General features: G+C 58.9%; 23 protein-coding genes, 1 tRNA gene and 1 riboswitch. Of the genes, 13 read left to right on the forward strand and 11 right to left on the reverse strand.

Annotated features, from left to right (window positions below):
- Window positions 1-31 precede the first annotated feature (31 nt).
- Window positions 32-409 (reverse strand): VOC family protein, encoded by a 378-nt coding sequence (locus tag ACQZ5Y_RS13920; protein WP_065660897.1) that lies wholly within the window; start codon window positions 407-409, stop codon window positions 32-34.
- Between the two features lie 192 nt (window positions 410-601).
- Here ACQZ5Y_RS13920 and ACQZ5Y_RS13925 point away from each other — a divergent pair, with 192 nt between their 5' ends.
- Both ACQZ5Y_RS13925 and bluB read left to right on the forward strand, forming a co-directional pair.
- Window positions 602-1,432, forward strand: a complete 831-nt coding sequence (locus ACQZ5Y_RS13925; RefSeq protein WP_174049504.1) for a TolB family protein — start codon at window positions 602-604, stop codon at window positions 1,430-1,432.
- 128 nt (window positions 1,433-1,560) lie between these two features.
- Window positions 1,561-1,746, forward strand: a riboswitch (cobalamin riboswitch).
- Between the two features lie 98 nt (window positions 1,747-1,844).
- Window positions 1,845-2,561 carry a 5,6-dimethylbenzimidazole synthase gene (gene bluB, locus ACQZ5Y_RS13930; RefSeq protein WP_111790270.1) on the forward strand — a complete coding sequence of 239 codons (717 nt, stop codon included), beginning with the start codon at window positions 1,845-1,847 and terminating at the stop codon, window positions 2,559-2,561.
- Between the two features lie 69 nt (window positions 2,562-2,630).
- Here bluB and ACQZ5Y_RS13935 read toward each other — a convergent pair whose 3' ends face one another.
- Both ACQZ5Y_RS13935 and ACQZ5Y_RS13940 read right to left on the reverse strand, forming a co-directional pair.
- Window positions 2,631-3,731 (reverse strand): DUF2865 domain-containing protein, encoded by a 1,101-nt coding sequence (locus ACQZ5Y_RS13935; RefSeq protein ID WP_174049503.1) that lies wholly within the window; start codon window positions 3,729-3,731, stop codon window positions 2,631-2,633.
- 135 nt (window positions 3,732-3,866) lie between these two features.
- A complete protein-coding gene (locus tag ACQZ5Y_RS13940; protein WP_003515491.1) occupies window positions 3,867-6,182 on the reverse strand; it encodes an NADP-dependent malic enzyme in 2,316 nt (771 codons plus the stop codon).
- Window positions 6,183-6,411: 229 nt separating this feature from the next.
- Between ACQZ5Y_RS13940 and ACQZ5Y_RS13945 the strand changes: the two genes are divergently transcribed.
- A complete protein-coding gene (locus tag ACQZ5Y_RS13945) occupies window positions 6,412-7,248 on the forward strand; it encodes a metallophosphoesterase (RefSeq protein WP_174050009.1) in 837 nt (278 codons plus the stop codon).
- 245 nt (window positions 7,249-7,493) lie between these two features.
- On the opposite strand, the gene dgcA is transcribed toward ACQZ5Y_RS13945, so the two are convergent.
- Window positions 7,494-8,477 (reverse strand): N-acetyl-D-Glu racemase DgcA, encoded by a 984-nt coding sequence (gene dgcA, locus ACQZ5Y_RS13950; RefSeq protein ID WP_013636238.1) that lies wholly within the window; start codon window positions 8,475-8,477, stop codon window positions 7,494-7,496.
- Between the two features lie 143 nt (window positions 8,478-8,620).
- Between dgcA and ACQZ5Y_RS13955 the strand changes: the two genes are divergently transcribed.
- From ACQZ5Y_RS13955 to ACQZ5Y_RS13975, 5 genes are all read left to right on the forward strand, one after another.
- Window positions 8,621-9,781 (forward strand): ABC transporter permease, encoded by a 1,161-nt coding sequence (locus tag ACQZ5Y_RS13955; RefSeq protein WP_003515483.1) that lies wholly within the window; start codon window positions 8,621-8,623, stop codon window positions 9,779-9,781.
- 10 nt (window positions 9,782-9,791) lie between these two features.
- The gene (locus ACQZ5Y_RS13960; protein ID WP_003515481.1) at window positions 9,792-10,628 is read left to right on the forward strand and encodes an ABC transporter ATP-binding protein; all 837 of its coding nucleotides are present in this window, start codon (window positions 9,792-9,794) and stop codon (window positions 10,626-10,628) included.
- An 8-nt stretch (window positions 10,629-10,636) separates the two neighbouring features.
- Window positions 10,637-12,007: an MCE family protein gene (locus ACQZ5Y_RS13965; RefSeq protein ID WP_003515479.1), complete on the forward strand. Its 1,371-nt coding sequence runs from the start codon at window positions 10,637-10,639 to the stop codon at window positions 12,005-12,007.
- Between the two features lie 15 nt (window positions 12,008-12,022).
- Entirely contained in the window at window positions 12,023-12,628 is a 606-nt protein-coding gene (locus tag ACQZ5Y_RS13970; protein WP_019566194.1) for an ABC-type transport auxiliary lipoprotein family protein, read from the forward strand.
- 102 nt (window positions 12,629-12,730) lie between these two features.
- Window positions 12,731-13,699: an alpha/beta hydrolase family protein gene (locus ACQZ5Y_RS13975; RefSeq protein WP_174049502.1), complete on the forward strand. Its 969-nt coding sequence runs from the start codon at window positions 12,731-12,733 to the stop codon at window positions 13,697-13,699.
- 24 nt (window positions 13,700-13,723) lie between these two features.
- On the opposite strand, the gene ACQZ5Y_RS13980 is transcribed toward ACQZ5Y_RS13975, so the two are convergent.
- Window positions 13,724-14,158, reverse strand: a complete 435-nt coding sequence (locus ACQZ5Y_RS13980) for a PACE efflux transporter (RefSeq protein WP_174049501.1) — start codon at window positions 14,156-14,158, stop codon at window positions 13,724-13,726.
- Window positions 14,159-14,790: 632 nt separating this feature from the next.
- Here ACQZ5Y_RS13980 and ACQZ5Y_RS13985 point away from each other — a divergent pair.
- On the forward strand, window positions 14,791-15,042 hold the full coding sequence (locus tag ACQZ5Y_RS13985) for a hypothetical protein (RefSeq protein ID WP_003515471.1): 252 nt from the start codon (window positions 14,791-14,793) through the stop codon (window positions 15,040-15,042).
- 73 nt (window positions 15,043-15,115) lie between these two features.
- On the opposite strand, the gene ACQZ5Y_RS13990 is transcribed toward ACQZ5Y_RS13985, so the two are convergent.
- From ACQZ5Y_RS13990 to ACQZ5Y_RS14005, 4 genes are all read right to left on the reverse strand, one after another.
- Entirely contained in the window at window positions 15,116-15,304 is a 189-nt protein-coding gene (locus ACQZ5Y_RS13990) for a hypothetical protein (RefSeq protein ID WP_003515469.1), read from the reverse strand.
- 296 nt (window positions 15,305-15,600) lie between these two features.
- A complete protein-coding gene (locus ACQZ5Y_RS13995; RefSeq protein ID WP_013636232.1) occupies window positions 15,601-15,825 on the reverse strand; it encodes a hypothetical protein in 225 nt (74 codons plus the stop codon).
- Between the two features lie 195 nt (window positions 15,826-16,020).
- Window positions 16,021-16,272 carry a hypothetical protein gene (locus ACQZ5Y_RS14000; RefSeq protein ID WP_019566197.1) on the reverse strand — a complete coding sequence of 84 codons (252 nt, stop codon included), beginning with the start codon at window positions 16,270-16,272 and terminating at the stop codon, window positions 16,021-16,023.
- 169 nt (window positions 16,273-16,441) lie between these two features.
- Complete coding sequence (locus ACQZ5Y_RS14005; RefSeq protein WP_003515455.1) at window positions 16,442-16,774, reverse strand: hypothetical protein; 333 nt, start codon at window positions 16,772-16,774, stop codon at window positions 16,442-16,444.
- A gap of 440 nt (window positions 16,775-17,214) precedes the next feature.
- Between ACQZ5Y_RS14005 and ACQZ5Y_RS14010 the strand changes: the two genes are divergently transcribed.
- Complete coding sequence (locus ACQZ5Y_RS14010; protein ID WP_065658591.1) at window positions 17,215-17,661, forward strand: energy transducer TonB; 447 nt, start codon at window positions 17,215-17,217, stop codon at window positions 17,659-17,661.
- 134 nt (window positions 17,662-17,795) lie between these two features.
- Here the strand turns inward: ACQZ5Y_RS14010 and ACQZ5Y_RS14015 are convergent.
- Both ACQZ5Y_RS14015 and ACQZ5Y_RS14020 read right to left on the reverse strand, forming a co-directional pair.
- A tRNA-Lys gene (locus ACQZ5Y_RS14015) sits at window positions 17,796-17,871 on the reverse strand.
- A gap of 155 nt (window positions 17,872-18,026) precedes the next feature.
- Window positions 18,027-18,281 carry a GlsB/YeaQ/YmgE family stress response membrane protein gene (locus tag ACQZ5Y_RS14020; RefSeq protein WP_003515453.1) on the reverse strand — a complete coding sequence of 85 codons (255 nt, stop codon included), beginning with the start codon at window positions 18,279-18,281 and terminating at the stop codon, window positions 18,027-18,029.
- A gap of 123 nt (window positions 18,282-18,404) precedes the next feature.
- Here ACQZ5Y_RS14020 and ACQZ5Y_RS14025 point away from each other — a divergent pair, with 123 nt between their 5' ends.
- The 3 genes from ACQZ5Y_RS14025 (at window position 18,405) to ACQZ5Y_RS14035 (ending at window position 24,590) form a co-directional block, all read left to right on the forward strand.
- A complete protein-coding gene (locus tag ACQZ5Y_RS14025; protein ID WP_041694439.1) occupies window positions 18,405-21,074 on the forward strand; it encodes a mechanosensitive ion channel family protein in 2,670 nt (889 codons plus the stop codon).
- 131 nt (window positions 21,075-21,205) lie between these two features.
- Window positions 21,206-21,487, forward strand: a complete 282-nt coding sequence (locus ACQZ5Y_RS14030; protein WP_041694438.1) for a hypothetical protein — start codon at window positions 21,206-21,208, stop codon at window positions 21,485-21,487.
- Between the two features lie 589 nt (window positions 21,488-22,076).
- Complete coding sequence (locus ACQZ5Y_RS14035) at window positions 22,077-24,590, forward strand: GcvT family protein (RefSeq protein WP_003515448.1); 2,514 nt, start codon at window positions 22,077-22,079, stop codon at window positions 24,588-24,590.
- Window positions 24,591-24,600: the final 10 nt, after the last annotated feature.

A 24,600-nucleotide genomic window follows, 5' to 3' on the forward strand; every position in this document is an offset into this window, starting at 1 on the left:
CGCGGACACGCCGCGCCGTCTCCCTATCTCGTTAAATAACCTGCCCCACATCGATGCGGTTACCATCCGGGTCTTCGAAAACGAAGGCCCGCAGGCCATAATCCTTGTCCTGCAGACTTTTGATGATGCGAAGCCCGTGGCTTTTGCAAAGCGCGTGCAGCGCGCCGGCGTCGCTGACCAGCATATGCGCCACATTGAAGGGGGCCGGTTTGTGCGTCGACTGCAATGTCAGGTGCAACTCGGCATTACCTTGTTTCAGGATCATGAAACCGACAGGGTTGCCGTTTTCGAAGGTCTTTTCGAAGCCCAGCACACGGACATAAAAGTCATGGGCCTTCTCGATATTCTTGACAGGAAGCATTGCGGCGATCCGACCGAAGCGGATGCCGTGATCGGCGATGGTGTTCATCGCGGAACCTCGGATCTGGGAGAAACGGGCAGGGGAGCGGGCGGTGCCGGAACGCTGCTGTTTTTTCCTATTTGAATTTGCAGGGCGGTGCCTGCGGCAATAGGATCATAATCACGGCGGTGGCGGATGCAAACGGAATGTTTGTGCCATTCAACGCTCCACGCCAGACGATCGACAGGCCCGGGAGGCAGCATGCGCAGTTCCATCGAAATCTTCAACATCCGCACTCGGCAGATGCGGGTGGTCTGGCAGACGCCGGAGCTGTTCGAGGCTCCGAACTGGTCGCCGGACCGGAAATACCTGCTTCTGAACTGCGACGGTCTGCTTTATCGCCTGTCACTTGCCGGCGATCCTTCGCCGGAAAAGGTCGATACCGGCTTTGCGACAATCTGCAACAATGACCACGGCATTTCGCCTGACGGTTCGCTTTATGCCATTTCCGACAAGGTGGAGTTCGGCAAGAGTGCCATCTATCTGCTGCCTTCGACGGGCGGAACGCCGCGTCTGATGACTAAGAACCTTCCGTCCTACTGGCACGGCTGGTCGCCGGACGGGAAAGGTTTCGCCTATTGCGGCATTCGCGATCAGGTTTTCGATATTTATTCCATGGACATAGACAGCGGTGTTGAGACACGCCTTACCCATGGTGAGGGCCGCAATGACGGGCCGGATTATTCGCCGGATGGAGAATGGATCTATTTCAACTCCAGCCGCACCGGCCAGATGCAGATCTGGCGCGTGCGGGTGGATGGCTCGGCCGTCGAGCGTATCACCGACAGCGCCTACGGCGACTGGTTCCCGCATCCGTCCCCCAGCGGTGACAAGGTCGTCTTCGTCTCCTACGACGCCGATGTCTTCGACCATCCGCGCGACCTCAACGTGCGCGTGCGGCTGATGGATATGGAGGGCGGTAATGCCGAAACGCTGTTTGACCTTTTCGGCGGGCAGGGAACGATGAATTCGCCCAACTGGTCACCGGACGGGGATGAGTTCGCTTATGTGCGGTATTTTCCCGTTGGGTGATGCGGTAGAGGGTGCTTCAGCCGGCGCGCGTCTGCGCGGCGGCCGAAGGCCGCAATACGCAGGTGAGGTGGCCACGGTCACATTGCCGCATCGCTGCGCAAGATACTTGTATTTGCAATCTTTGTTGCTCATAAGCTTCTTCGTCAGGTGCCTGCCCTTTACGGCGGGAGAATCGGGAATCCGGTGCAAGACCGGAACGTGCCCAGCGCTGTGAGGCGGATGCCCTTTTTCTTGATGCCACTGAATCCATTCGGGAAGGCGAAAGTGGGCGGATGAAGCCGAGTCAGAAGACCGGCCTGACAGGATAGACCAGACCGCGTGGACGGCGGCAGGTTGTTGCAGCAGCGCGTCGTGCAGGTGAAAACCGGAGCCGGTTTTCGTGGCGGCGCGCCAGCATTGTTGGGGATAGACGATGCCGACCGATCCACTCGCGACCAGTTCGCTCGACGCCGATGCATTCGATCACGCGCTTTCGCCCGCCTACCCGTTTTCCGAGGGGGAGCGAGAGGCGATCTACCGTGCCATCGAAACCCGCCGTGATGTGCGCGACCAGTTCCTTCCGGATCCATTGCCGGAAGATGTGGTCGAGCGCTTGCTGAAGGCGGCGCATTCCGCGCCCTCAGTCGGTTTCATGCAGCCGTGGAATTTCACGCTCGTCACTGACGGTGCGGTCAGGCAGGCAGCCTGGGTTGCCTTCAGCCGCGCCAATGGCGAGGCGACGGCGATGTTCGAGGGGGAGCAGCAGGCGCTTTACCGCAGCCTCAAGCTTGAGGGCATCCGCAAGGCGCCGCTCAGCATCTGCGTCACCTGCGATCCGACGCGTGGCGGCAAGGTGGTGCTGGGCCGCACCCACAATCCGCGCACCGATGTCTATTCCACCGTCTGCGCCATCCAGAACCTCTGGCTTGCAGCGCGCGCCGAAGGCATCGGCGTCGGCTGGGTCAGCATTTTCCACGATAGCGACATTCGCACCATTCTGGAGATCCCCGACCACATCGAGATCGTCGCCTGGCTATGCCTCGGCCGCGTCGATACACTTTACACCGAGCCGGAACTGGCGGTGAAGGGTTGGCGCCAGCGCGTGCCGCTGGAGGAACTGGTGTTTCGCAATCGCTGGGGTGGGCGGTAAAGAGAAGACGCGACCGTCTTGTGAGTGAGATAGAGCGTTGCCAACTCCATACCGTGTGCCTGATGGGAGCTATTGCTGCGGCTGAATGCCCTTCAGCGCCGGGTTCTTCAGGTCGATCCGGCCTGTCTGGTCGGGCAGGAATTTAGGGCCGATGACGCGGACCTTGCTGTTGTTCGGGTCATAGTCGCGTTCCGGAACCGGTTGTTCCGGCGGCCTTGCGGCCTGCTGCAGTTCGGTGGGTTTTTTTGGGGTGTCACCTTGCGGTGATGGAATGGTCGTGATGCTGGAATAGGGTTTCTCAGCTTCCGGCCGCGCTGCCTCCTGCTGCTTCATCTCCTCGTGATAGGCGGCCATGTTGCAGGCGCAGCCTGGGGCTTTCGTTGAGGCATTTCGATAAGCAAAGGCGGTCGGCAGGTCCTTGTAGGGCTTTCCTGTTTCAGCCGAGACCATGTCAGCCGTTTCCTGCTCCGTCATGGAGTGGAAATAAAGCTCCGTCTGCGTACCCGGGCACATTTTCTGGCATTGTTCGGCCTGCGCACGGAAATCGAGCGGCGAGGCATTGGAAGCGATGGGGAAGAACGAGCCATCGCAGGTGCGCACGCACAGCGTCCTGAGCCCGCCTTCGGCAGCGGCATTGGGGTAGGGCGAAAGCCCTGCCTGTCCCGGCGGATTGCTCTGTTCGCCGAAGGCGTCGGGGTAACGTGTCACATCGGGTGCCGTCGGCTGGCGCGCTTCCGTTTCCGGAATGGCGCTGCAGCCATTGGCGTCAAGGGCGGCGAGAATGCGCTGGCGTCTGATGTCGCCATCATCGTTGCCCTGGGCCGCCATGGCATAGTCGCGGTCACGGATGATGGCATCGCGTTCGCTCTGCGCATCCGCCATCGCGTCGCTGATCTCCGCGCAGAGTTCGGCATTCGGGCTGCCATAAACGGTGACGCTTGCGGATGAACAGCCGTAACGGCGCAGATCGTTCCTGATCCTGCGGATCTCGATGTTCTGGCGGGTGAGCGCATTGGCGTAACGCCGTACCTCGGCGGTGTTGCCGATGACACGCGGCGGTTCGCGCAGCTGCGCATAAAGCGTATCGCAGACCTGATCCGCGAAAGCAGCGGCCGGGGCGATGAAAACAAGGGGAAGCAGGAGGCCGATAATGCTGCGGCGCCGGGTCAATGGTGCGATCCGTTCGATGTCCCCGGCCGGTGGCGAGGGTGTTATGCTTCGGGAAATCCGTGTTTCAGGAAGATAACATAAGCTGTTGCCGCAATGCGGCAACAGCATGTTCAAAACTGCGTTAATGCGCCTTCATCAGACCGAAGGGTGCGATGCCTGCACGACGGCAAAGGCCGCCATGTTGACAACGCCGCGCGAGGTGACGCTGGGCGACAGGATATGGGCGGGAAGTGCCGTGCCAAGCAGGATGGGGCCGACATGCAGGCCCTCCGTCAGCGTGCGGGTGACGCCGAGCGTGATGTTTGCGGCATCGAGGTTCGGGAAGACCAGCAGGTTCGCTTCGCCGGTCAGCACGCTGTTGGGCATGGCGCGCTTGCGCAGCGCTTCCGAAAGTGCCGAGCCGCCCTGCATTTCGCCGTCCACTTCCAGTTCGGGTGCCGCTGCCTGCACGATCTTCAGGGCGCGGCGCATCTTGCGGGCGCTTTCCGAATCGCGCGACCCGAAATTGGAGTGGCTGGCGAGCGCGATCTTCGGCGTGATGCCGAAGCGGCGGATTTCCTTTGCCGCGAGAATGGCCATTTCGGCCACTTCTTCGGAGGTCGGATCGTTGTTGACGAAGGTGTCGGTGAGGAACAGCGCGCCCTGCTGGGTGATGAGCAGGCTGAGGCCTGCGAAAGAGCGAACGCTTTCCTGCTTGCCGATGATCTGGTTCACGTCGCGCAGGTGCCGGTCGTAACGGCCTTCCAGACCGCAGATCAGCGCATCCGCCTCACCACGCTTCACCGACAGCGCGCCGATGACGGTGGAGTTGGTGCGCACGATGGTGCGGGCCGCCTCCGGGTTGATGCCGGCGCGGCCGACCAGGGCGAAATAATCATCGACGTAGTCGCGGTAACGTGGATCGTCTTCGGGATTGACCACCGCAAAATCGGTATTCGGGCGGATACGCAGGCCGAAGCGCTTCAGGCGCGTTTCGATGATCTGCGGGCGGCCGATGAGGATCGGGATGCCGGTGCCTTCTTCCAGAAGCACCTGTGCGGCGCGCAGCACGCGCTCGTCTTCGCCTTCAGCAAAGATGATGCGCTTCTTTTCGGCAACCTTGGCGGCGTTGAAGACCGGTTTCATGATGAAGCCGGAACGCCAGACGAAGCGGTTCAGCTGGTCGAGATAGGCTTCGAAATCGCTGATCGGCCGGGCGGCGACGCCGCTTGCGGCGGCAGCACGGGCAACGGCCGGCGCGATGCGCAGGATGAGACGCGGATCGAAAGGCGAGGGAATGAGGTAGTTCGGGCCGAAGATCGGCGTTTCGCCGCTATAGGCCTTGGCGGCGACTTCCGAGACCTCCTCGCGGGCAAGCTCGGCGATGGCCTGCACGGCGGCCATCTTCATTTCCTCGTTGATCGTGGTTGCGCCGCAATCCAGCGCGCCGCGGAAGATATAGGGGAAGCACAGCACGTTGTTGACCTGGTTCGGGAAATCCGAACGGCCGGTGCAGATCATCGCATCCGGGCGGGCAGCACGGGCCACTTCCGGCATGATTTCCGGATTGGGGTTGGCAAGCGCCAGGATCAGCGGGTTTTCCGCCATGCGCTCCAGAAGTTCCGGCTTCAGCACGCCTGCCGCCGAAAGACCGAGGAAGACATCGGCGCCGTCGATCGAGTCGGCCAGAACCCGCTTGTCGGTCTTCTGCGCGTAGACTTCCTTCCACTCGTCCATCAGCGAGTTGCGGCCGTCATAAACGAGGCCCTCGATATCGTGGACCCAGATGTTTTCTTTCTTTGCGCCCATGGCGACAAGCAGATTGAGGCAGGCAAGGGCTGCCGCACCGGCGCCTGAGGCAACGATCTTGACGCTCGAAAGCGATTTTCCGGCCAGTTCCAGCGCGTTGGTGACGGCGGCGGCGACGATGATCGCCGTGCCGTGCTGGTCGTCGTGGAAGACGGGGATGTTCATCTTCTCGCGCAGCTGGCGCTCCACCTCGAAACATTCGGGCGCCTTGATGTCTTCAAGGTTGATGCCGCCGAAGGTGGGTTCCAGCGCTGCGATGGTGGAGACCATGTCGTTGATGCCGGGCGCATCGATCTCGATATCGAAAACGTCGATGCCGGCGAATTTCTTGAAGAGGACGGCCTTGCCCTCCATAACAGGCTTGGACGCAAGCGGGCCGATATTTCCAAGGCCAAGCACTGCCGTACCGTTGGAAATCACTGCAACGAGATTGGCGCGGGCGGTATATTCCGCTGCCATTTCCGGATTTTCATGGATGGCGAGGCAGGGGGCGGCGACACCCGGCGAGTAGGCAAGCGCCAGATCGCGCTGGTTGCCAAGGGGCTTGGTGGCCTGGATTTCCAGCTTGCCGGGGCGCGGGTAGCGGTGGAAAAAGAGCGCCTGTTCCTCGATGTCGGCCTTTGCCGTGTTGGCGGGCGTGTTGTTCTTATCGTGAGAGGTCATGTCTTCCACCGTCATGTCTGGTTCAATTCCGGCCCTCTGAATACAACAAACTTTCCCGTGGTACAGCCGTTATTTGCCGCCCCCTTATGCAAATGCGGGCATGGCTTATTCGCGTTTTCGTGATGCCATCAGTCATATTCCATACAAAAACCGGCCATTGTCATGTTGCTGCAACACGAGTCTGGTTCTGAGAGGGAAGAAAGCCGCAGGGACGCAACCGAACAAGGGGATTAAATCCGTGGCCGGTCAAATTGAAACCAGACAGTTCAGAACGCTTTTCATTTCGGATGTCCATCTCGGTTCCAAGGCGGCCAAGACGGATTTTTTGCTCGACTTCCTGAAACATCACGAGGCCGATACGATCATCCTGGTCGGTGACATCATCGACGGCTGGCGCCTGCGCCGCAGCTGGTACTGGCCGCAGGGCTGCAACGACGTGGTGCAGAAGTTGTTGCGCAAGGCCCGCAAGGGAACGCGCATCGTTTACATTCCCGGCAACCACGATGAATTTCTGCGCGAGTTTCCGGGCATGCATTTCGGCGGTATCGAAGTGGCCGAGCGCATGATCCACGAGGCGGCAGACGGCAAGAAATACCTCATCATCCATGGCGACGAGTTCGATGTGGTGGTGCGCAATGCCCGCCTGCTCGCCTATCTCGGTGACTGGGCCTACGACGCGGCGATTGCGATCAACATCGTCCTTGCTGCGGTGCGCCGCCGCATCGGTCTGCCTTACTGGTCGTTCTCGGCCTGGGCGAAATTGCAGGTCAAACACGCCGTCAACTTCATCGGCGAGTTCCAGCGCGTAGTGGCCGACGAGGCGCGCCGCAACAATGTGGATGGTGTGATCTGTGGCCATATCCACCACGCCGTGATGGAAGACATGGACGGCATCCGCTACATCAACACCGGCGACTGGGTGGAAAGCTGCACAGCGATTGCCGAAAATGCCGATGGCACTTTCGAGCTGATCACCTGGCTGCAGACGAGCGATGTCCCTTCGCAGACATCGGACGAGATGGAGCCGGTGGATATTCCAGGTCTGATTGGCAAGCACGCGGCCTGATTGGGGTTTGTTCAACAGGCAGGGCGATCCCTAAGCGCGGGATGGTTCAGCTCTCTGTAGTCATCCTTGGGCTTGTCCCAAGGATCTGCAACCGATTGATTTCGCGCGACGTGGATAGATCCTCGGGACAAGCCCGAGGATGACGCCGAGTGTGAGGCAAGGCTGGTCATACAGTTTACGTGATACTGCAAAGACTATTGCGATGTGCGGCGTAGTGCTTTCACACGAAACCCGAACGAGGGCTCTTATCCCCACAACTCCGGCTGCGGCGGATAAACCAGCGAACCCTCGTAAACGAGGCCCGGCTGCCGGTCCTGCCTGAGAATCAGCGGGCCGTCGAGATCGGAGAAGGCGGCTCCCTGAGCGGCCAGAACGGCGGGAGCCATGCCGAGCGAGGTGCCGAGCATGCAGCCGACCATGATGATGAAGCCTAGCCGCTCCGCCTCTGCCTTCATGACAAGTGCTTCCGTGAGACCGCCAGTCTTGTCCAGCTTGATGTTGATCGCATCGTAACGGTCGCGCAGGTCTGCGAGGTCCTTGGTGGAATGCACGCTTTCATCGGCGCAGATGGGGACCGGGTGGTCGATGCGGGCCAGGATGGCGTCCTTGCCGGCGGGAAGCGGCTGTTCGATGAGCGCGATGTTCAGTTCCGCTGCGAGTTTCAGATAATATTCGATATTATCGTCGTTCCAGCCCTCATTGGCGTCGATGATGATGCGCGCGTCAGGTGCTGCGGTGCGCACGGCCCGCAGGCGCGCCTCGTCATCCGCCGTTCCTGTCTTGATCTTCAGCAGCGGGCGGCCCGCGTTTTCCGCCGTTTTAGCCGCCATGGTCTCGGGGTCGGCAAGCGAGATGGTATAGGCGGTAACGAGCGGTTTTGCCGCGTGTCCGAGACTATGTTCGGCAGCACTTTTGCCACTCATCTTGGCTTCGAGGTCCCATAGTGCGCAATCCACTGCATTGCGAGCGGCGCCGGGTTTCATCACCTGCTGCAATTCATGCCGTGTCAGGCCGCCCGCAATCTGCTCAGCCATAGCTTCGATATCGGCGATAACGCCTTCGATGCTTTCGCCATAACGCGGGTAGGGCACACATTCACCTCTGCCGGTAAAGGAACCATCGCGGATGGTGCACGTTACGACATCCGCATGTGTGCGAGTGCCGCGTGAAATAGTGAAGCTGCCAGCAACGGCGAAACGTTCTGTTGTGGCTTGAAGGTAACGGGGCATGTTTTTTCACTTCCTGACAGGCGTTAAAAGACACATGACGCCAAATTTATCGCGAATTGTCGGCTGTCACTGTGGCTTGCCGAAGGCCAAACCGTTATGAAACCTTTAAGAATCTCGTGACGGCTGCACTCGCTCGGAGCATTATGCAAGAACAGGATATACGGCAACAGGCGAACCCGGCCGCAATCACCGAAGACGACGCCGTCTCCGGCGGCGGCCAGCGGTATGCCTTGAGCGGTTCCTGGCGTAACAGCAATCTTTCAGGCATTTTTGCACGCCTCGAAAACATCGAGAAAAGCGGCCCTGCCGGTCCGGTGGAGATCGATCTTTCCTCGGTGGAGGCAATCGACACGACCGGCGCCTGGGTCATCCGGCGATTGCGCGAAGATATGGAAGCGAAGGGCGTTACCGTCACGCTTACCGGAAACGAGCGAATCGAGGATCTGATCGGCCAATTGCCGGATAAAGCGGCGATGGAGGGTGAGCCTGCCGCCAAGGTGGGACTTGCCGAGCGCTTCTTCTCGCCGATCGGCCAGGCTGTCGTCCAGAATGGTGCGGATTTCCTCGCGGGCATGTATATTCTGGGTTCTGCCGTGCGCGGCGCGCAGATGAAGCTCGGGCGCGGACGCGGCGTATCGCCGGCGGCCATCGTCAACCAGATCGACCATATGGGCGTGCGCGCCGTGCCGATCATCATGCTGATGTCGTTTTTGATCGGCGCCATCATCGCCCAGCAGGGCGCCTTCCAGCTGCGTTACTTCGGCGCGGAAGTGTTCGTCGTCGATCTCGTCGGCATCCTGCAATTGCGAGAAATCGGCGTGCTTCTGACCGCAATCATGATCGCCGGTCGCTCCGGCAGTGCGATCACGGCGGAAATCGGCTCGATGAAGATGCGCGAGGAAATCGACGCGCTGAAGGTGATCGGTCTCAACCCCGTTGGCGTGCTGGTGTTTCCGCGTCTCGTGGCGCTGACAATCGCACTGCCGCTTCTGACCATCCTTGCCAATTTCGCCGCACTTTTCGGCGCCGCCATCGTCACGCTTCTCTATTCCGGCATCACCTTCGAAGTGTTTCTGTCGCGTCTGCACGGCGCGGTCGAGGAATCGACCATCGCCGCAGGCATGATCAAGGCGCCGTTCATGGCGCTCATCATCGGCATCGTTGCGGCGGTTGAGGGTATGAAGGTCGGCGGTTCGGCGGAATCGCTCGGCAAACACGTCACGTCGTCGGTGGTCAAATCGATCTTCGTCGTCATTCTGGTGGATGGCCTTTTTGCCATCTTCTACGCAGCCATCGATTTTTAAGGAGGGCGCGTTGGAAACTTTGGACCAGAAGCCGCAAGAGACAAAAACTGCTAAGGACGGCCGTGAGACGGTTCTTTCCGTCGAGGGTGTGACTGTCGGTTTCAACGGCAGGAACGTGCTTGAGAATCTCGATCTGGATGTCTATCGCGGTGAAATCCTTGGCTTCATCGGTCCATCCGGCGCGGGTAAATCCGTCCTGATGCGTGCGATCTTGAGGCTTCTGCCACGCCAGGCGGGTGCAATCCGCATTCTCGGCACCGATTACGACAAGGCCAGTGAAGACGACCGCATGATGCTAGACCAGCGGCTCGGCGTGCTGTTCCAGCAGGGGGCGCTGTTTTCCGGCCTGACGGTGAAGGAAAACATCCAGCTGCCGATGCGGGAATATCTGGACCTGCCGAAAAAGCTGATGGACGAGCTTGCCTATCTCAAAATCGAGATGGTGGGCCTGAAGCCCGATGCGGGCGACAAATACCCGTCGGAGCTTTCCGGCGGCATGATCAAGCGTGCGGCGCTTGCGCGCGCGCTGTCGCTCGATCCGGACCTTGTCTTCCTCGATGAGCCGACATCCGGCCTCGATCCCATCGGGGCGGCGGAATTTGATATGCTGATCGCGCGCTTGCGCGATTCGCTCGGTTTGACCGTGTATATGGTGACGCACGACCTCGACAGCCTGTTCTCCGTCTGCGACCGCATTGCGGTGCTAGGGCAGAAGAAGGTGCTGGTGGAAGGGACATTGCAGGACATGTTTGCCTGTGACGACCCCTGGGTGCAGTCCTATTTCCGTGGCAAACGGGCGCGCTCTGTCGTTCTTCCGGACGACAGACACGAAAATCCGGTGGAGTAACAAGAAGCATGGAAACCAAGGCGAACTACACCATAGTCGGTATTTTCACGCTGATCGTGATCGCCGCCGCATTCGGCTTCGTTTACTGGATGGCGGAATTCGGCCGGGGTGGACCGACGGCCCAGCTCGTGGTGCGTATTCCCGGCTCTGCAAACGGCCTTTCCGTCGGCTCTCCGGTACGCTTCAACGGCATTCCTGTCGGCACGGTGCGCGGTCTTGCGATCGACCGTGACGATCCGGCCTATTCCATCGCCTTTACCGAAGTGCAGGCGGACGCGCCGGTTTTCCCGTCCACCCGCGCCGTGCTTGAAATTCAGGGCCTGACGGGCGCTGCCTATATCGAGCTCTCCGGCGGCAACAAGGATGGTGAGCGCATTCTGCAGAAATCGGTGGAGAGCGGCGTTCCCGCCGAGCTGACTGCCGATCTTTCCAGCGTCACCAACCTTCTTGCCACCGCCGACAAGATCCTGAAACGCGCCGATGGCGCCATCGGCGAATTGCAGGGTTTCGTGCAGGATGCCCGTGGACCGCTGACGCAGACGGTGCGTAACGCCGAGAAATTCTCCGATGCGCTGGCCGCCAATTCCGATGGTATCAAGAGTTTCATCGCCAGCCTCAGTTCGCTTTCCACCACCGTTCAATCGGTCTCGGTACGCCTGGACGGCACGCTGACCGCTGTCGAAGATCTGGTGAAGGCGGTGGATGCCGGCAAGATCGATTCCATCCTGTCTAATGTCGACAAGGTGACGAAGGACGTCGCTTCCGCTTCGAGCGATATTCAGGGCATCATGGAAACGGTGCAGAGCACGGCGCGCAACTTCGAGGCGGCGAGCACGGAAGTGCAGACAGTGGTAAAGCGCGCGGATGAGCTTTTGGCGTCAGTCGATCCCGCAAAGGTCAGCACCGTGGTGGGTGATGTTTCCGCAGCGACTGCCGATGCGCGCGATGCCGTCGCGAACTTCAAGCGGATTGCCGACGATGTCGGCGCGCGCCGGGCCGATATCGACCAGGCGGTCTCCGATTTCACCGACATGGGCCGCAAGCTGAACCTTGCCTCAAGCCGTGTCGATGGCATTCTTGCCAAGGTGGACGGGATGCTTGGAACCGACGATGCCAATTCGCTGTTTGCAAAGGCGCGCGAGACTTTGACCTCGTTCAAGGCCGTGGCCGACAATCTCAATGCCCGAATCGGGCCGATTGCCGACAATCTCACGCGCTTCTCCAGTTCGGGCCTGAAGGATTTCCAGGCGCTTATCGGCAGCACGCGGCAGACGGTCGACAATCTCAACAATGCGATCACCAATATCGACCGCGATCCGCAGCGGTTGATTTTCGGCGGCGAAACCGTGAAACAATATGACGGCAGAACAAGGCGCTAAAAGGGGTATGGGCCAATGACACGATTGATGAACGGCCATAAGCGCCGTGCCCTGCTTCTGGCTCCGCTGCTTGCGGTTGCGATGGCGGGCTGTGCGGGAACCCCATCGAACGATACGTTCGACCTTTCCGTCTCTTCGGCGACTGTAACGCAGGGGCCGTCGCTCAAAGGCCGGCAATTGCTGATCGCCGATCCGACGGCGCTGAAAGCGCTTGATAGCGAAAACATCGTGGTGCGCCTTTCCGGCTCGGAAGTGCAATATCTCGGCAATTCGCAATGGAGCGACCGCCTGCCGCGCATGGTGCAATCCAAGCTGGTGCAAGCATTCGAGGATACCGGCAAGCTCGGTGGAGTCGGACGGCCGGGGCAGGGGCTGGCGATCGATTACCAGGTGGTCAGCGATATTCGCACCTTCGAAATCGATACGGCAAAAAACACCGCCGATATCGAGATTTCGGTGAAGCTCTTGAACGATCGCAACGGCACGGTAAAGGCGCAGGAAGTATTCCGCGCCAGCGCACGCGTCAGCGGTTCCGGAAATGCCAATTTCGTCAAAGCGCTGGACCAGGCTTTCGCCGCCGCCACCCGCGAAATCGTGGCCTGGACGCTGAAGTCGCTCTAAGTCTGACGACGGTCATTTCCGCTACAAGAGATTGCTCTATGTTGCGGGTGAGGCCTGTTGGTGACGGCCTTGCATTCAATGTTTCCGATCCGCGGGTCCGTGATGCGATTTCTGGTGTTGCTTTGCCTTTCCCTTGTTTCCGCCATGTGCGGAACGGGCACCGTTCTGGCAGCCGGTCTTCGGTTGATCGAGATTACCTCGGCAGGCGGCAACCCTTCCATGAGGGCGGCGGTGTGGTCGCCCTGCGCGGCGACTCCGGTGGAGACCCGCATCGGCCCCTTCGCTCTGCAATCGGTGCGTGATTGCCCTGTTGTCGATGGGCAATATCCGCTCGTCATCATCTCCCACGGTTTCGGCGGTACGTATTTCAGCCATCGGGATACCGCGGCGGCGCTGGCGGATGCCGGTTTCATCGTCGCGGCGATCAATCATCCCGGCGATAACGCCATTGACATGAACCGGGCAGGCGATCTTTCCGCGCTGACCGAACGACCGGCCGATATCGTCCGCCTGCTCGACCATATGCTGGCGAACTGGAACGATGCCCGTTTTATCGATGCTGGAAGGATCGGGGTGTTCGGATTTTCGCGCGGCGGTTATACGGCGCTGGTGCTTGCCGGTGGCGTTCCGGATTTTCCAAATACCGGATTGCCGTGCCCTGATGGGCAGGCGGCGGTGTGTGCTCAGATGCTGGAAAGGTCTGCTTCGCCTGAGGACCGGGTCTACGATGCGCGGGTGAAGGCTGTGGTTGTTGCAGACCCCCTCAACGCCTTTCCAGGGCGGGCCGATCTGCGAGATATCAAAATCCCCGTTCAGCTCTGGAGTTCAGAGCGCGGCGGCGAAGGTGTGGCGCCGGAGGATATTTTAGGACTGCGCGACGACCTGCCAGCAAAACCGGACTATCAGACGGTGAAAGGGGCAGGGCATTTTTCGTTCATAACACCTTGCCCCGCCGAGATGGAAAAAGCCCTGGCCGAGATATGCGGCGATACTCCGGGGTTTGACCGGGCGGAGTTTCATCGTCGACTGAACAGCGAAGTCATCCGCTTTTTCACGGCTTCGCTACCCTGACGCACACGCCGGTGCCGCCGTCGATCAGACGGCGTCCTGCGACTGCCATTCCGGCAGCGGGAAAAGCCGGTCGTAGCCCCAGTTGAAGACGAAGGCATAGACTACGTAGAACAGCGCAAAGGAGATATCCATCACCAGCGCCTGGGCAAGGCTGATGCTGAGATACCAGGCGATGAAGGGCATCAGCACGATCAGCAGACCCAGTTCGAACAGCAGGGCATGGGCGACGCGGATAGCAGGCGTCTTCAGCGTCGTGCCTTTCAGGCGCTGCATGGCATGGTCGAAGCCGAGATTGTAAAGATAGTTCCAGGCGGTGGCGAGCGTGGCGCTGACGAGGCCGACAACGCCGATATCTTCCATGGGCATGTGAAATACGAATGCACCCAGCGGCACGACCAGCAGAAGGCCGATGATTTCGAAGCTGAGAGCGTGGCGGATACGATCGGGCAGGGAACGCAATTTATTCTCCGGTATGTGACCGGGCCGTCCCGCATGCTGTCGCCATAATGGCCGAGGTCGTCCTCTCGCAAAGCCATATAGCGGTTTCGGGCAAAATTTCAAGCCTTGGGTCATGGTTGGGTTTGGGAGCGCTCTTCTCAGCGGGAGCGGGATGAGGCGGCGAGGCCGGAGTTATGCGGCGAGACTTCGCCTTCATGCGACTATTCGTGCCACCGTATCACCGGCGTGGAGACGAAGCACGCGGCGGTGCCTTATCTTTTCAATTGTCCGCCGTTTCGCCGCTGCGGAACAAGACCGGTGTTTTTTCGTTATCGCTCATGGAAGGAGGCGTGCCATGCAGCATAATTCTCCAGATGGACGAACGATAAAGGCCGCCAACGCGGCACAGGCCACGACTTACAAGCCTAGCCTCATTTCCCTGAAGGGAAGTTATGTGGCGATGATATTCCGCAGGCCGCTTTGCCAAAATCCGCTGGATCTGCGGAAAAAATAAAGCGGCACGCCTCACCCATTGCCACCGATGACGACTGCCGCAATGACAGAGAGCTTTAGATGTCTCTAAAGTGTGATTTTCAATCCGGACCGTCTCCCCTTAGATTGGGAGATCGCCACGAAAGCGAAGGGAGAATGACATGAAATCAGTTCTCATTATCGCCGCTGTACTTGGTTTTTCCGCCAGTGCAGCGTTGGCGGAGTGCGCAGGTCATGAAAAGATCAACGCTTCCGTTCCTGCTGTCGACCGTGAATTCAAAACTGCAAGCATCGTTCCGCCGACGGATCCGGTGGACAAGCCCATCGTCATACTGAAAAAGACCGATCGCCTTCCGGCGGCAACGGTTGCGACGACTGGCGAACCCGAAGCCGCAATGCAACGCATGCAATAAGACAAGACAATGATCGTTTCATTCTGAAAATCCCGTGTGTGAGGTAATCCGCACGGGATTTGCTTTTTGCCATCTAGCTGTCGAGTTTCAGCGACAATTGCTTCGGGCCTTCATTCTTTTTCAGCACGTAGAGCGGCCGGGCGATGATGACTTCCGTTCGCCGCTGCAATTCCCGTCGTCTCTCGAGCGCGCGCTCGCGCATATCGCGGGAGCGAGCGACCACGGACAGGGCATTTTCTATGGTTGCGTCTGCTGCGTTCATCGCTGACCTCCATAATGTTCACTTTATGTTCTCATTATCGGTCGCTTATGTCAACACTGTGACAGCGATACTTAAAGGGCAGCTGAAATGCCCTGGAGTTGGTCTGTGACGGGGGCGCTACCGGCTGCATTGAGGGGGCAGGGCTTTGCCTGGAGCGTTTTCTCCCCTCGCGCTTGCGACGGAGCATCCAACGCCCTTGCGGGCGCGACGGGGGATACTCCGGCCTGCTCAATCAATTTTCGGGATGCTTTGGCAATCATGCCGGGTGCCGATCGGCTCCGGCGGGCGGGAGGCTGTCAGGACAGGGGGCGTTGATCGGGTGCGGTGAGGCCGGGAAGCAGGTCACTCAGATGTTCACTGGCGAGCGCGACGATGGCAAGCGCGGCTTGCTGGCGGTTCCAGCCAGCGTCTTCCGCTTTTTCGATCAGCCCTTGAATGGAGGGCTCCAGCGCGAACTGGCACTCGGCCTGATAGTCCATGGTATCGATAGAAAGCGATGGAGAATTAATTGCGGCCCGCATCGTTTGGTCTCCCTGTTTTCCGCCATGCACGTCGTTAAGCGACGCACAAATCGGAAACATGCACATTCAGAGGCCTATGATATCGGGCAGGCCCGTATATCAATGGCAGCGAATCCCCCAGCAGGCGGGACGTTAACGGCAAGTCTCGATGGCTGTCAACGAACGTCCGGTAGCGACGGCGTCGTCTTACCTATTTCAGAGCCTTCCGTTCCGGAAAGGTTTTCGTCTCCAGACCAGCAATGCCATGACATAAAGCGCAAAAAGCACGAACCATGTGACGGGCAGCACCATGAAAAGCGCCGCATAGGCACAACTTCCCTCGAAACAGGAACCGAGAAATCCGGAATCGGCAAGCGTACCCGACAATAGAAACGCACATACGCCGCTTCCGACTGCGCCGAGGGCGAAAAGCAATATGTTGACGATCAATCTCATCACGCCAATCATAGGCATGATTAAGACCGCTTTGCGGAGCGGGTGGCACTGCCGCGCTGATATTTCGTCGTTTCAGTAGCTGTGTTGCAAAACCGGCGTTGCCGGAGCGGCTGGTTTTTTTGAAGGCCGCTTGTTGGTGCAGGCCCCGCCATGATCGGGCAGGGCCGTTATTGCCGGATTCTTACTCGGTGATGGTATACTCGCCGAGTTCGCACAGGTTCTGCGTATCCTCGAGGTCTTCCAGCTCATCGCCCTGGAATTCGAAACGCATGTCGTATTTGCACACGCGGCGGCCATCGGCGATGGTGATCTCCATCGTTTCGCCCGGACCAAGCGCCTTCTTTCCGAAAACGTCGTCCTCCCAGTCATCGACGCCGACCGGCGAGGTGTAGAAGGCATTGAGAACGGAGTTCGTTCCGTTCTTCAGCGAAAAGACGAGGTCGTCCGCCTGCGCCGCACCCGCAACCGTCAACGTAGCCCCGAAAAATACCGCCGTTACCCATTTTGATGTCATGATATCCCCCTTTTGCGCCATCGTTCTGGCTGGGCAATGCATACAACCAAACCAGTGGCTTGCAATGCAAACTGCGGGTTTTGGTTAAATTGCGAAGGGTTCGTTATGGGTAACTTTTCGAGATATCCAGTCTATTTTAAATATTACAAATATATATAAATAAATATTTCCAATTTTTTCCTTTATTTGTAATTTTATTTTTATGAAACCAATATATTATTTTTATATTCCGAAACTGTTTTTTTATTTTCAATTGTTTTGTCATTTATTTTGAGGTTTATTTTGATTTATTTATGATTTTTCTGTGTGTATCGTGGACTTTATTATTTTGTATATATCGATTGCTGAATCAGCGAAGAGTTTTTACTGACAAAAATATTTTTTCAAAAATGGCGTTAATTGGTGGATGGGCCAGGCTGATCGCTTTCCGACAGAGGATAATGGATTTGATCAAGCGCTCGTTTTTATTCTTCTGCGGCCTCAAGCTGCCGGGTATCGTGGCACTGGCCACCCTGTACGCGGGTTTTCTGACGCAGGCTTTGGGCCAGTCGCGGGTCTGCAACGATCCTGCTCCGGTCAGCAACCTCAAAGAAATGTTCGATGCGATTTACGCATGCTGGGTGCCGCCGGAAGACACGGAGGGGTTTGTCGTGACGCTGCAGTTCATTCTGCATAAGGATGGGCAGATAAGGGGCAAGGTGGTCGTCACAGCCGCGCGCCCGCAGGAAGGCAGTCCAAGACGGCAAGCCTTTATCGATTCCGCCATCGACGCGGTGAAGCGGGCAACGCCTGTTCCTTTCACCGAGGAATTCGGGCGCCGTATTGCCGGGCGGCCCTTGGGGCCACGCTTTATCGGGACAAAAATCATACCCGAAACGAAGTTGTAGGTTTTCTTGGGAGCTAGGTCCGCTGTCGCGACCGCATGTTCAGGGGCGCCGAATGCGAACTGTTTTTTCAGTCCCCAGCGTCGAAGGCGATGCTTTAACTTAGCACCGCAACGTCTTGTCATTTTTGAAGAATTTGGTGGGTGATGTAGGGCTCGAACCTACGACCCGCTGATTAAGAGTCAGCTGCTCTACCAACTGAGCTAATCACCCGACCGACACCGTGTGGCGGCGTGAGGGGGGCTATAAAGGGGAAGTTTCGGCTTGTCCAGCGCGGAAATGAAATTTCTTCGATTTTTGTGACGAAAAAATTTCAGTCGCGCTGGAAAAGGCTGGAAATCCGGGATTTTACGGATTTTTGTCTTTTGCTATCCTCGCCGGAAGGCTCTGCCGATGACGATGAGGATGCAGGCGCCGATGAAGCCGGCGATGAGATAACCGATCCATCCGGTCAAAACGATTCCGAATACCGAGAGAATGGCGTTGGCGACGATCGCGCCGACGATTCCAAGTAGGATGTTCATGAAAACACCCATATTGCTTTTCATGAATTGTTCGGCGAGCCACCCGGCGACACCACCGATGATGATAGCTGCGATCCAGCCAATACCAGCAGATTCCATGATTTCCTCCCATGATTGCTGCACTATTGAAGGTGATGATTCTCCGGGTGAAAAGCAAGGTAGACTCCCGAAAACCTCGCTTTTTGCGGGTGGTTTTCCGCGCGGCAGGCGATAAATAGCCTGATGCTGGGTGAAGATATGAAAGGCATGGATGTGCGGTTGATGTTTGGCGGAATGATTGACGGTAGGCGGATGTTCGGCGGGCCTTTATCCGGCCGGCGGCGAAAGGCCGCCATGGCTGCGATAATGGTCGCGGTATTCACCCTCCTTGGCAGCTTTCTGTCGTCCGCAACCTTGGCGTCGGCGCAGGATGCGCCAGCGGCCGCACCAGTCGCTATCCAGGCTTCCATCGTCGAGCAGGCGCGCACGGATCTGGAAAAATGGAAGGCCGATATTTCGGCAATCGCCAAACAGGTTGAGGCGGGCGGCAGCGATGACGTGCAACTGGTGGACCTGAAGGGACGCGCCGATACCATTGCAGCCGATGCTGCCGCCGCCAACACCAAGCTGCGGACCCGTCTGGACCAGATCAAGACGCGTCTCGACGCGCTTGGTGCTGCCCCGGCGGAAGGACAGCCACCCGAAGCGAGCATGGTGACGGAGGAGCGCTCCCGGCTGACGGCGGAGCGTGCCGAGGTGAATGCCATTGCCGGCGAGGTGGAGAGCACTGCCACCAACGCCGCGCAGATTTCCAACAACATTACGGCGGTTCGGCGGGCGCTTTTTGCCGCGACCCTGTTCAAGCGCACCGAAGTCTCTTCCCAGACGCTGGGCGACGCCTCTTCCGCCTTCGTGAGCGAGCTGACCAATCTCAACAACGCCTTCAGCAGTTGGGCGGGTTTCGTCTGGAACTACAAACGCCTGCCGATGTTCGGGGCGGTGATGCTGTCGATCATGGCGGCGCTGCTGTTTCTGGTGGGCGGTTATCGCTTTTTCGGCAGCCGCATGGAAAGGCGGGCCTTTTCCGGCGAGCCTTCCTATCTGCGGCGGCTTTCGGTGGCCTTCTGGTCAACCATGGTGCAGTCGCTGTCGCTTTTCCTGTTTCTGGTAACCTCGGCGTTTTTCCTCGATAATTTCAACGTGCTTCGTTCCGATATCGCGCCGATCCTGTTCGGGGCCATGGCAGTTACGGGCTTCGTCTATTTCGTGTCGCGGCTGAGCTACGCTATCTTTGCGCCGACGCAGCCGGAATGGCGTCTGTTGCAGGTTTCCAATCGCGGAGCGCACACGCTGTCCTCGGCCGTGCTTTTGATGGCGCTCGTCAACGGTCTCGATTATCTGTTCGGCACGATCAGCGAGACGCTCTATTCGCCGCTGATCGTCACCGTTGCCAAGAGCTTCATTGCCTCCATCATCATTGGCATCATCCTGCTCACCGTGTCGTTCCTGCGCCCGGTGATCGGTGAGGGGCAGGACTACGAGACCGGCAACCAGCGCCTGCCGCGCTGGCTGGTCATTCTGCTCAGGGTCGGCGGGCTTGTTCTCATCGGTGCCTGCCTGACGGGTTATGTGGGGCTGGCGCGGTTCCTTGCCACGCAGATCGTCGCCACCGGTGCGGTGCTCGCAACGATGTATATCGGCATTCTTTCCGGCAAGGCGATTTCGCGACAGGGCGCCTTTTCCGAATCCCTGGCCGGGCGTTATCTCGGGCGGCGCTACGGTCTCGGCCCGGTTGCGCTGGATCAGGCCGGTCTTGCGGCGGGGCTCGGCATCTATGTCATCGCACTCGCCTTCGGCGTGCCGCTCATCCTGTTTTCCTGGGGGTTCCAGCCGGGCGATATCGAAAGCTGGGCCTATCGTCTGCTGACCGGCATCACCGTCGGCAATGCCTCCATCTCGCTGATCGGCCTGTTCGGCGGCGTCCTTGTCTTTGCCATCGGCTACATCATCACACGCTGGTTCCAGAAGTGGCTGGACAACAACGTCATGGCGCGCGGGCAGGTGGATGCGGGCGTGCGCAACTCGGTCAAGACCGGCATCGGTTATCTCGGTATCGCGGTTGCGGCCATTTTCGGCGTCTCTTCCGCAGGTCTTAACCTCTCCAGCCTGGCGCTGGTGGCGTCTGCCCTTTCGGTCGGTATCGGTTTCGGCCTCCAGAACATCGTCTCGAACTTCGTCTCCGGCCTCATCCTGCTGGTCGAGCGTCCCTTCAAGGTGGGTGATTGGGTGGTGACAGGCACGACTGAAGGCACCGTCAAACGGCTTTCGGTGCGCGCGACCGAGATTGAAACCTTCCGCGGCCAGTCGATCATCGTGCCAAATTCGGAATTCATCAATTCCTCCGTCGGCAACTGGACACACCGCAACCGTATCATGCGTGCGGAAATTCCGGTCTCCGTTGCCTATGAATCCGATCCGCAGCAGGTGATGGATATTCTGCTAGAACTGGTGCGCACCCAGCCGCCCGTACTGCGCAACCCCGAACCGCACGTGGAATTCCTCCGTTTCGGCGACTTCTCGCTGGATTTCGAATTGCGTTTCCACCTCGCAGATCTTTCGAACGGGCTTGGCGTGAAAAACGCGCTGAGGATCGCAATCCTGAAACGCTTCCGCGAAGAGGGGATCGCCATCCCGTTCCCGCAGCGTAACCTCAACATCCACGTGGAAGGCGATGCAAATCCGCAAATGCTGGCGGCGCTGCTTTCGGAAGAGGGTGACAAGGCGGTGGCGGCGCATACTGGCGCGGCGGCGCCTGCCGCGGCAACTGCACCGGAAAAGGATGCGGGCAAGGCGGGTGACAAAACCGTGGTGGAGCCGAAGGCGACGTTGAAGGCGGCCGGCAAGGACAGTTAATCTGCGGCTACCGCGGCTGCGGCGACGCAGCCGATACGGGCGTTGACGGGCGCGGGGAGTTATCCTCGCGCCCTATTTGCATTGTGGCGGATGAGACGCCGGGGGGAAACAAAGGTGACGTCCAGAAGACTGTGGATGGTGCGGACGTTGCCGCGACCACAGGCCCGCAGGGCCAGCAGCCGGCGGCCGAAAACATGGCCGGCAATGACAACACCATTCGCAGCACGAACAGTTCCGGCCTCTTTTCCGATAGCCAGTTTGCGAGGCCGCTCGTCATAGGCTTCAACAGCGTTTCCATCGGTATGCGCAACAGCACGCCCGCATGGCTGGACGCCGCGGCAAAAGCTGCCGCTGGCAAGGACGTAAAAGACCGCGCCAAGATTTGTGCATCTTCGCAGGAGGTTGCGAAATGAGACTGGCTATTTTTCTCTTCGGTATGTTTTTTCCGTTTCTGGCAAATGCGCAGGATGTGGTTCGCCCGTCTGCGAGTGGAGATATTGCGCAATTCAACGATGATTGCATTTATCGTATTCCACCTTGCAGCAAGGATGATGGTGGCGGCGTTTTTCCGCCGCCACCACCTCCGCCCGGTGGCGGCGGCGGGATACACAATCTGCCAGGCGGTCCTGTCCTCAAGAACTCGATTATCGTTCCCGGCAATGACGTTATAAAGGGGTTAAACTTGGACGGCCCGGATGTGCGGGGAATGCAATTGCAGCTTCAGACCAGATAGACGGTTTATCCGGCGCTTCAGGCTCCAATCCGTCTTGGCTGACACTTGATCTGTTCCGGTTGGTATTTTCCCATATGTGCGCCACCGTCGTCTTCAAAAGGCGACGGTGGTTTGAATCCCGCCTCCAGCGACGGCATTTTCGCCCCTGTCGCAGCACCCTATGGCCATGTCGCAATCAGGCGGCTGAACGGCCGCCGCGCGCTTCATATTCCATCCCATCGATTTGGCAGCACGACAGGCAATGCCGGCGCTTTTTAGGGGTTCTGTAAATGAAGACACATGCACGGGCGGTGGTGATCGGTGGCGGCGTCGTCGGCGTTTCGACGCTTTATCATCTTGCCAAGAAGGGCTGGAGCGACAGCGTCCTTATCGAGCGCAAGGAACTGACCTCCGGTTCCACCTGGCACGCAGCCGGTCTTTTGCCGCTGTTCAACATGAGCTACTCGGTCGGCCAGATCCACAAATATTCGGTGAAGTTCTACGAGGAGCTTCAGGAAGAGACCGGCATGAATGTCGGTTTCTCCAAGGTCTCCAACATTCGTCTCGCCCGCACCAAGGATCGCTGGGACGAATATATGTATTATGCCGGCATTGCCGAGACTATCGGCGTGCGGGTCAACATGCTGACGCCGGAGCAGGTGAAGGAAATCTGGCCGCTTTGCGAGACGGACGGCCTGCTGGGCGCAATCCAGCACCCCGATGATGGTTATATCCAGCCCGCCGACCTGACGCAGGCGCTGGCGAAGGGCGCGCGAGACCGTGGCGCCACCATCTATCGCAACACCACCGTCACCGCCATCGAGCAGCTGGAAGACGGTCACTGGAAGGTGACGACGGATAAGGGCGAGATCATCGCCGAACATATCATCTCCTGCACCGGCTCCTTTGCCCGCAAGACCGGCGAGATGGTCGGCATCAATATTCCGGTCATCCCGGTTGAGCACCAATATATCGTCACCGAGCCGCACCCGGCCATTCTGGAGCGCCGCCGTCAGGGTCTGCCGGAAATGGGCGTTCTGCGTGAATCGGATTCGGCCTGGTACATGCGCGAGGAGGCCGGCGGTCTGATCCTCGGCCCTTACGAAGTCGGCGCTCCGGTCTGTTATGTCGACGGTCCCTCTGACGATAGCGAATATGAGCTGTTCCAGGAGGAACTCGACCGGCTTATGCCGCATATCGAAACGGCGATGGTGCGTGTTCCGGCTTTCGGCGAAGTCGGTATCAAGAAGGTCTATAACGGCGCTATCGCCTATACGCCTGATGGCAACCCGATCGTCGGTCCGGCACCGGGCCTGAAGAATTTCTGGCTGAATGAAGGCCACTCGTTCGGCATCACCGCTGCCGGTGGTGCTGGCTGGCAGCTTGCCGAATGGATCGTTGATGGTGAGCCTACACTCGATCTGATGGGTGTCGATCCGCGACGCTTCGGCCCTCACGCGACGGAAGGTTACCTCATTGCCAAGAATGAGGAAGCCTATGCCAACGTCTTCACCATGCATTACCCTGATGAAGAACGTTCCGCTGCCCGTCCGCTGAAGACGACGCCGGTTTACGACCGTCTGAAGAAGCTTGGCGGCGTGTTCGGTTCCGTTTACGGCTGGGAACGTGCCAACTGGTATGCGCCGGAAGGTTATGCGCTGCGCGAAGAGGACCTCGGCGTCGGTGCGGATGTCATCACCAGCCACAACTATGCGCCGCCACTGGATGATGGCCGTATCGTTGAGAAGTGGTCGTTCCGCCGCTCGAACTATTTCGAACATGTCGGCAACGAGGTGAAGAACGTCACCCAGAATGTCGGCGTGCTTGACATGTCGGCCTTCGCCAAGATGGAAGTCTCCGGTCCAGGCGCGCGCGCCTGGCTGGACAGCATTCTCGCCAATATCGTGCCGAAGAAGCGCGGCCGTATTGCGCTGACGCATCTTCTGACTCCAAATGGCGGCGTGAAGGTGGAGTTCACCGTCTATGAATGGGCGCCGGGCCGGTTCTATCTTGTGTCCGCCGGTGGTCTTGAGGCGCACGATCATGACGTGCTCCAGCGGCTTGCGCCCACCGACGGTTCCGTCGTGCTGCAGCCCATCACCCAGAAATACGGCGTGCTGGTGCTTGCCGGTCCGAAGTCGCGCGATCTCCTGAAGAAGCTGACCCGTACCAGCCTCGAGAACAAGGATTTCCCGTGGCTGACGGCGAAGCAGATCTCAGTGGGTGTGGCGACGGCGCATGCGCTGCGCGTCAACTTCGTCGGTGAACTGGGCTGGGAGTTGCACCATCCTATCGAAATGCAGAACTACATCTTCGACCGGCTGATGGAAGCGGGCGCCGAATTTGGCATCAAGCCATTCGGTATTCGTGCGATGGTGTCGATGTCGCTTGAAAAGTCGTATCGCAACATGGGCCGCGAGCTTTCGGTCGAATATAACGCCTATGAATCCGGTCTCGACCGTTTCCTGCGTCCGGAGAAAAACTTCATCGGCCGCGATGCGCTGGTGGCATACAAGGAAGCCGGCTTGAAATCGGTATTCTCGACGCTGACCGTTTCGGGCAATACGGATGTCGATGCCCGTGGTTCTGAAGCTATCTTCGACGCAGATGGCGCACTTGCCGGCCGTGTGACGAGCGGCGGCTTTGGCTGGCGTATCGGCAAATCGATTGCGCTTGCCATGCTGAAACCCGAATATGCCACGATTGGCACGAAGCTGAAAATCCGCATTCTCGGCACGCTTTATGATGCCGAGGTGGTGGAAGAAAGCCCCTTCGATACTGAAAACGCGCTGCTGCGCGCCTGAGGGATTTTCC

The organism is Agrobacterium sp. A3-95, from assembly GCF_053521785.1.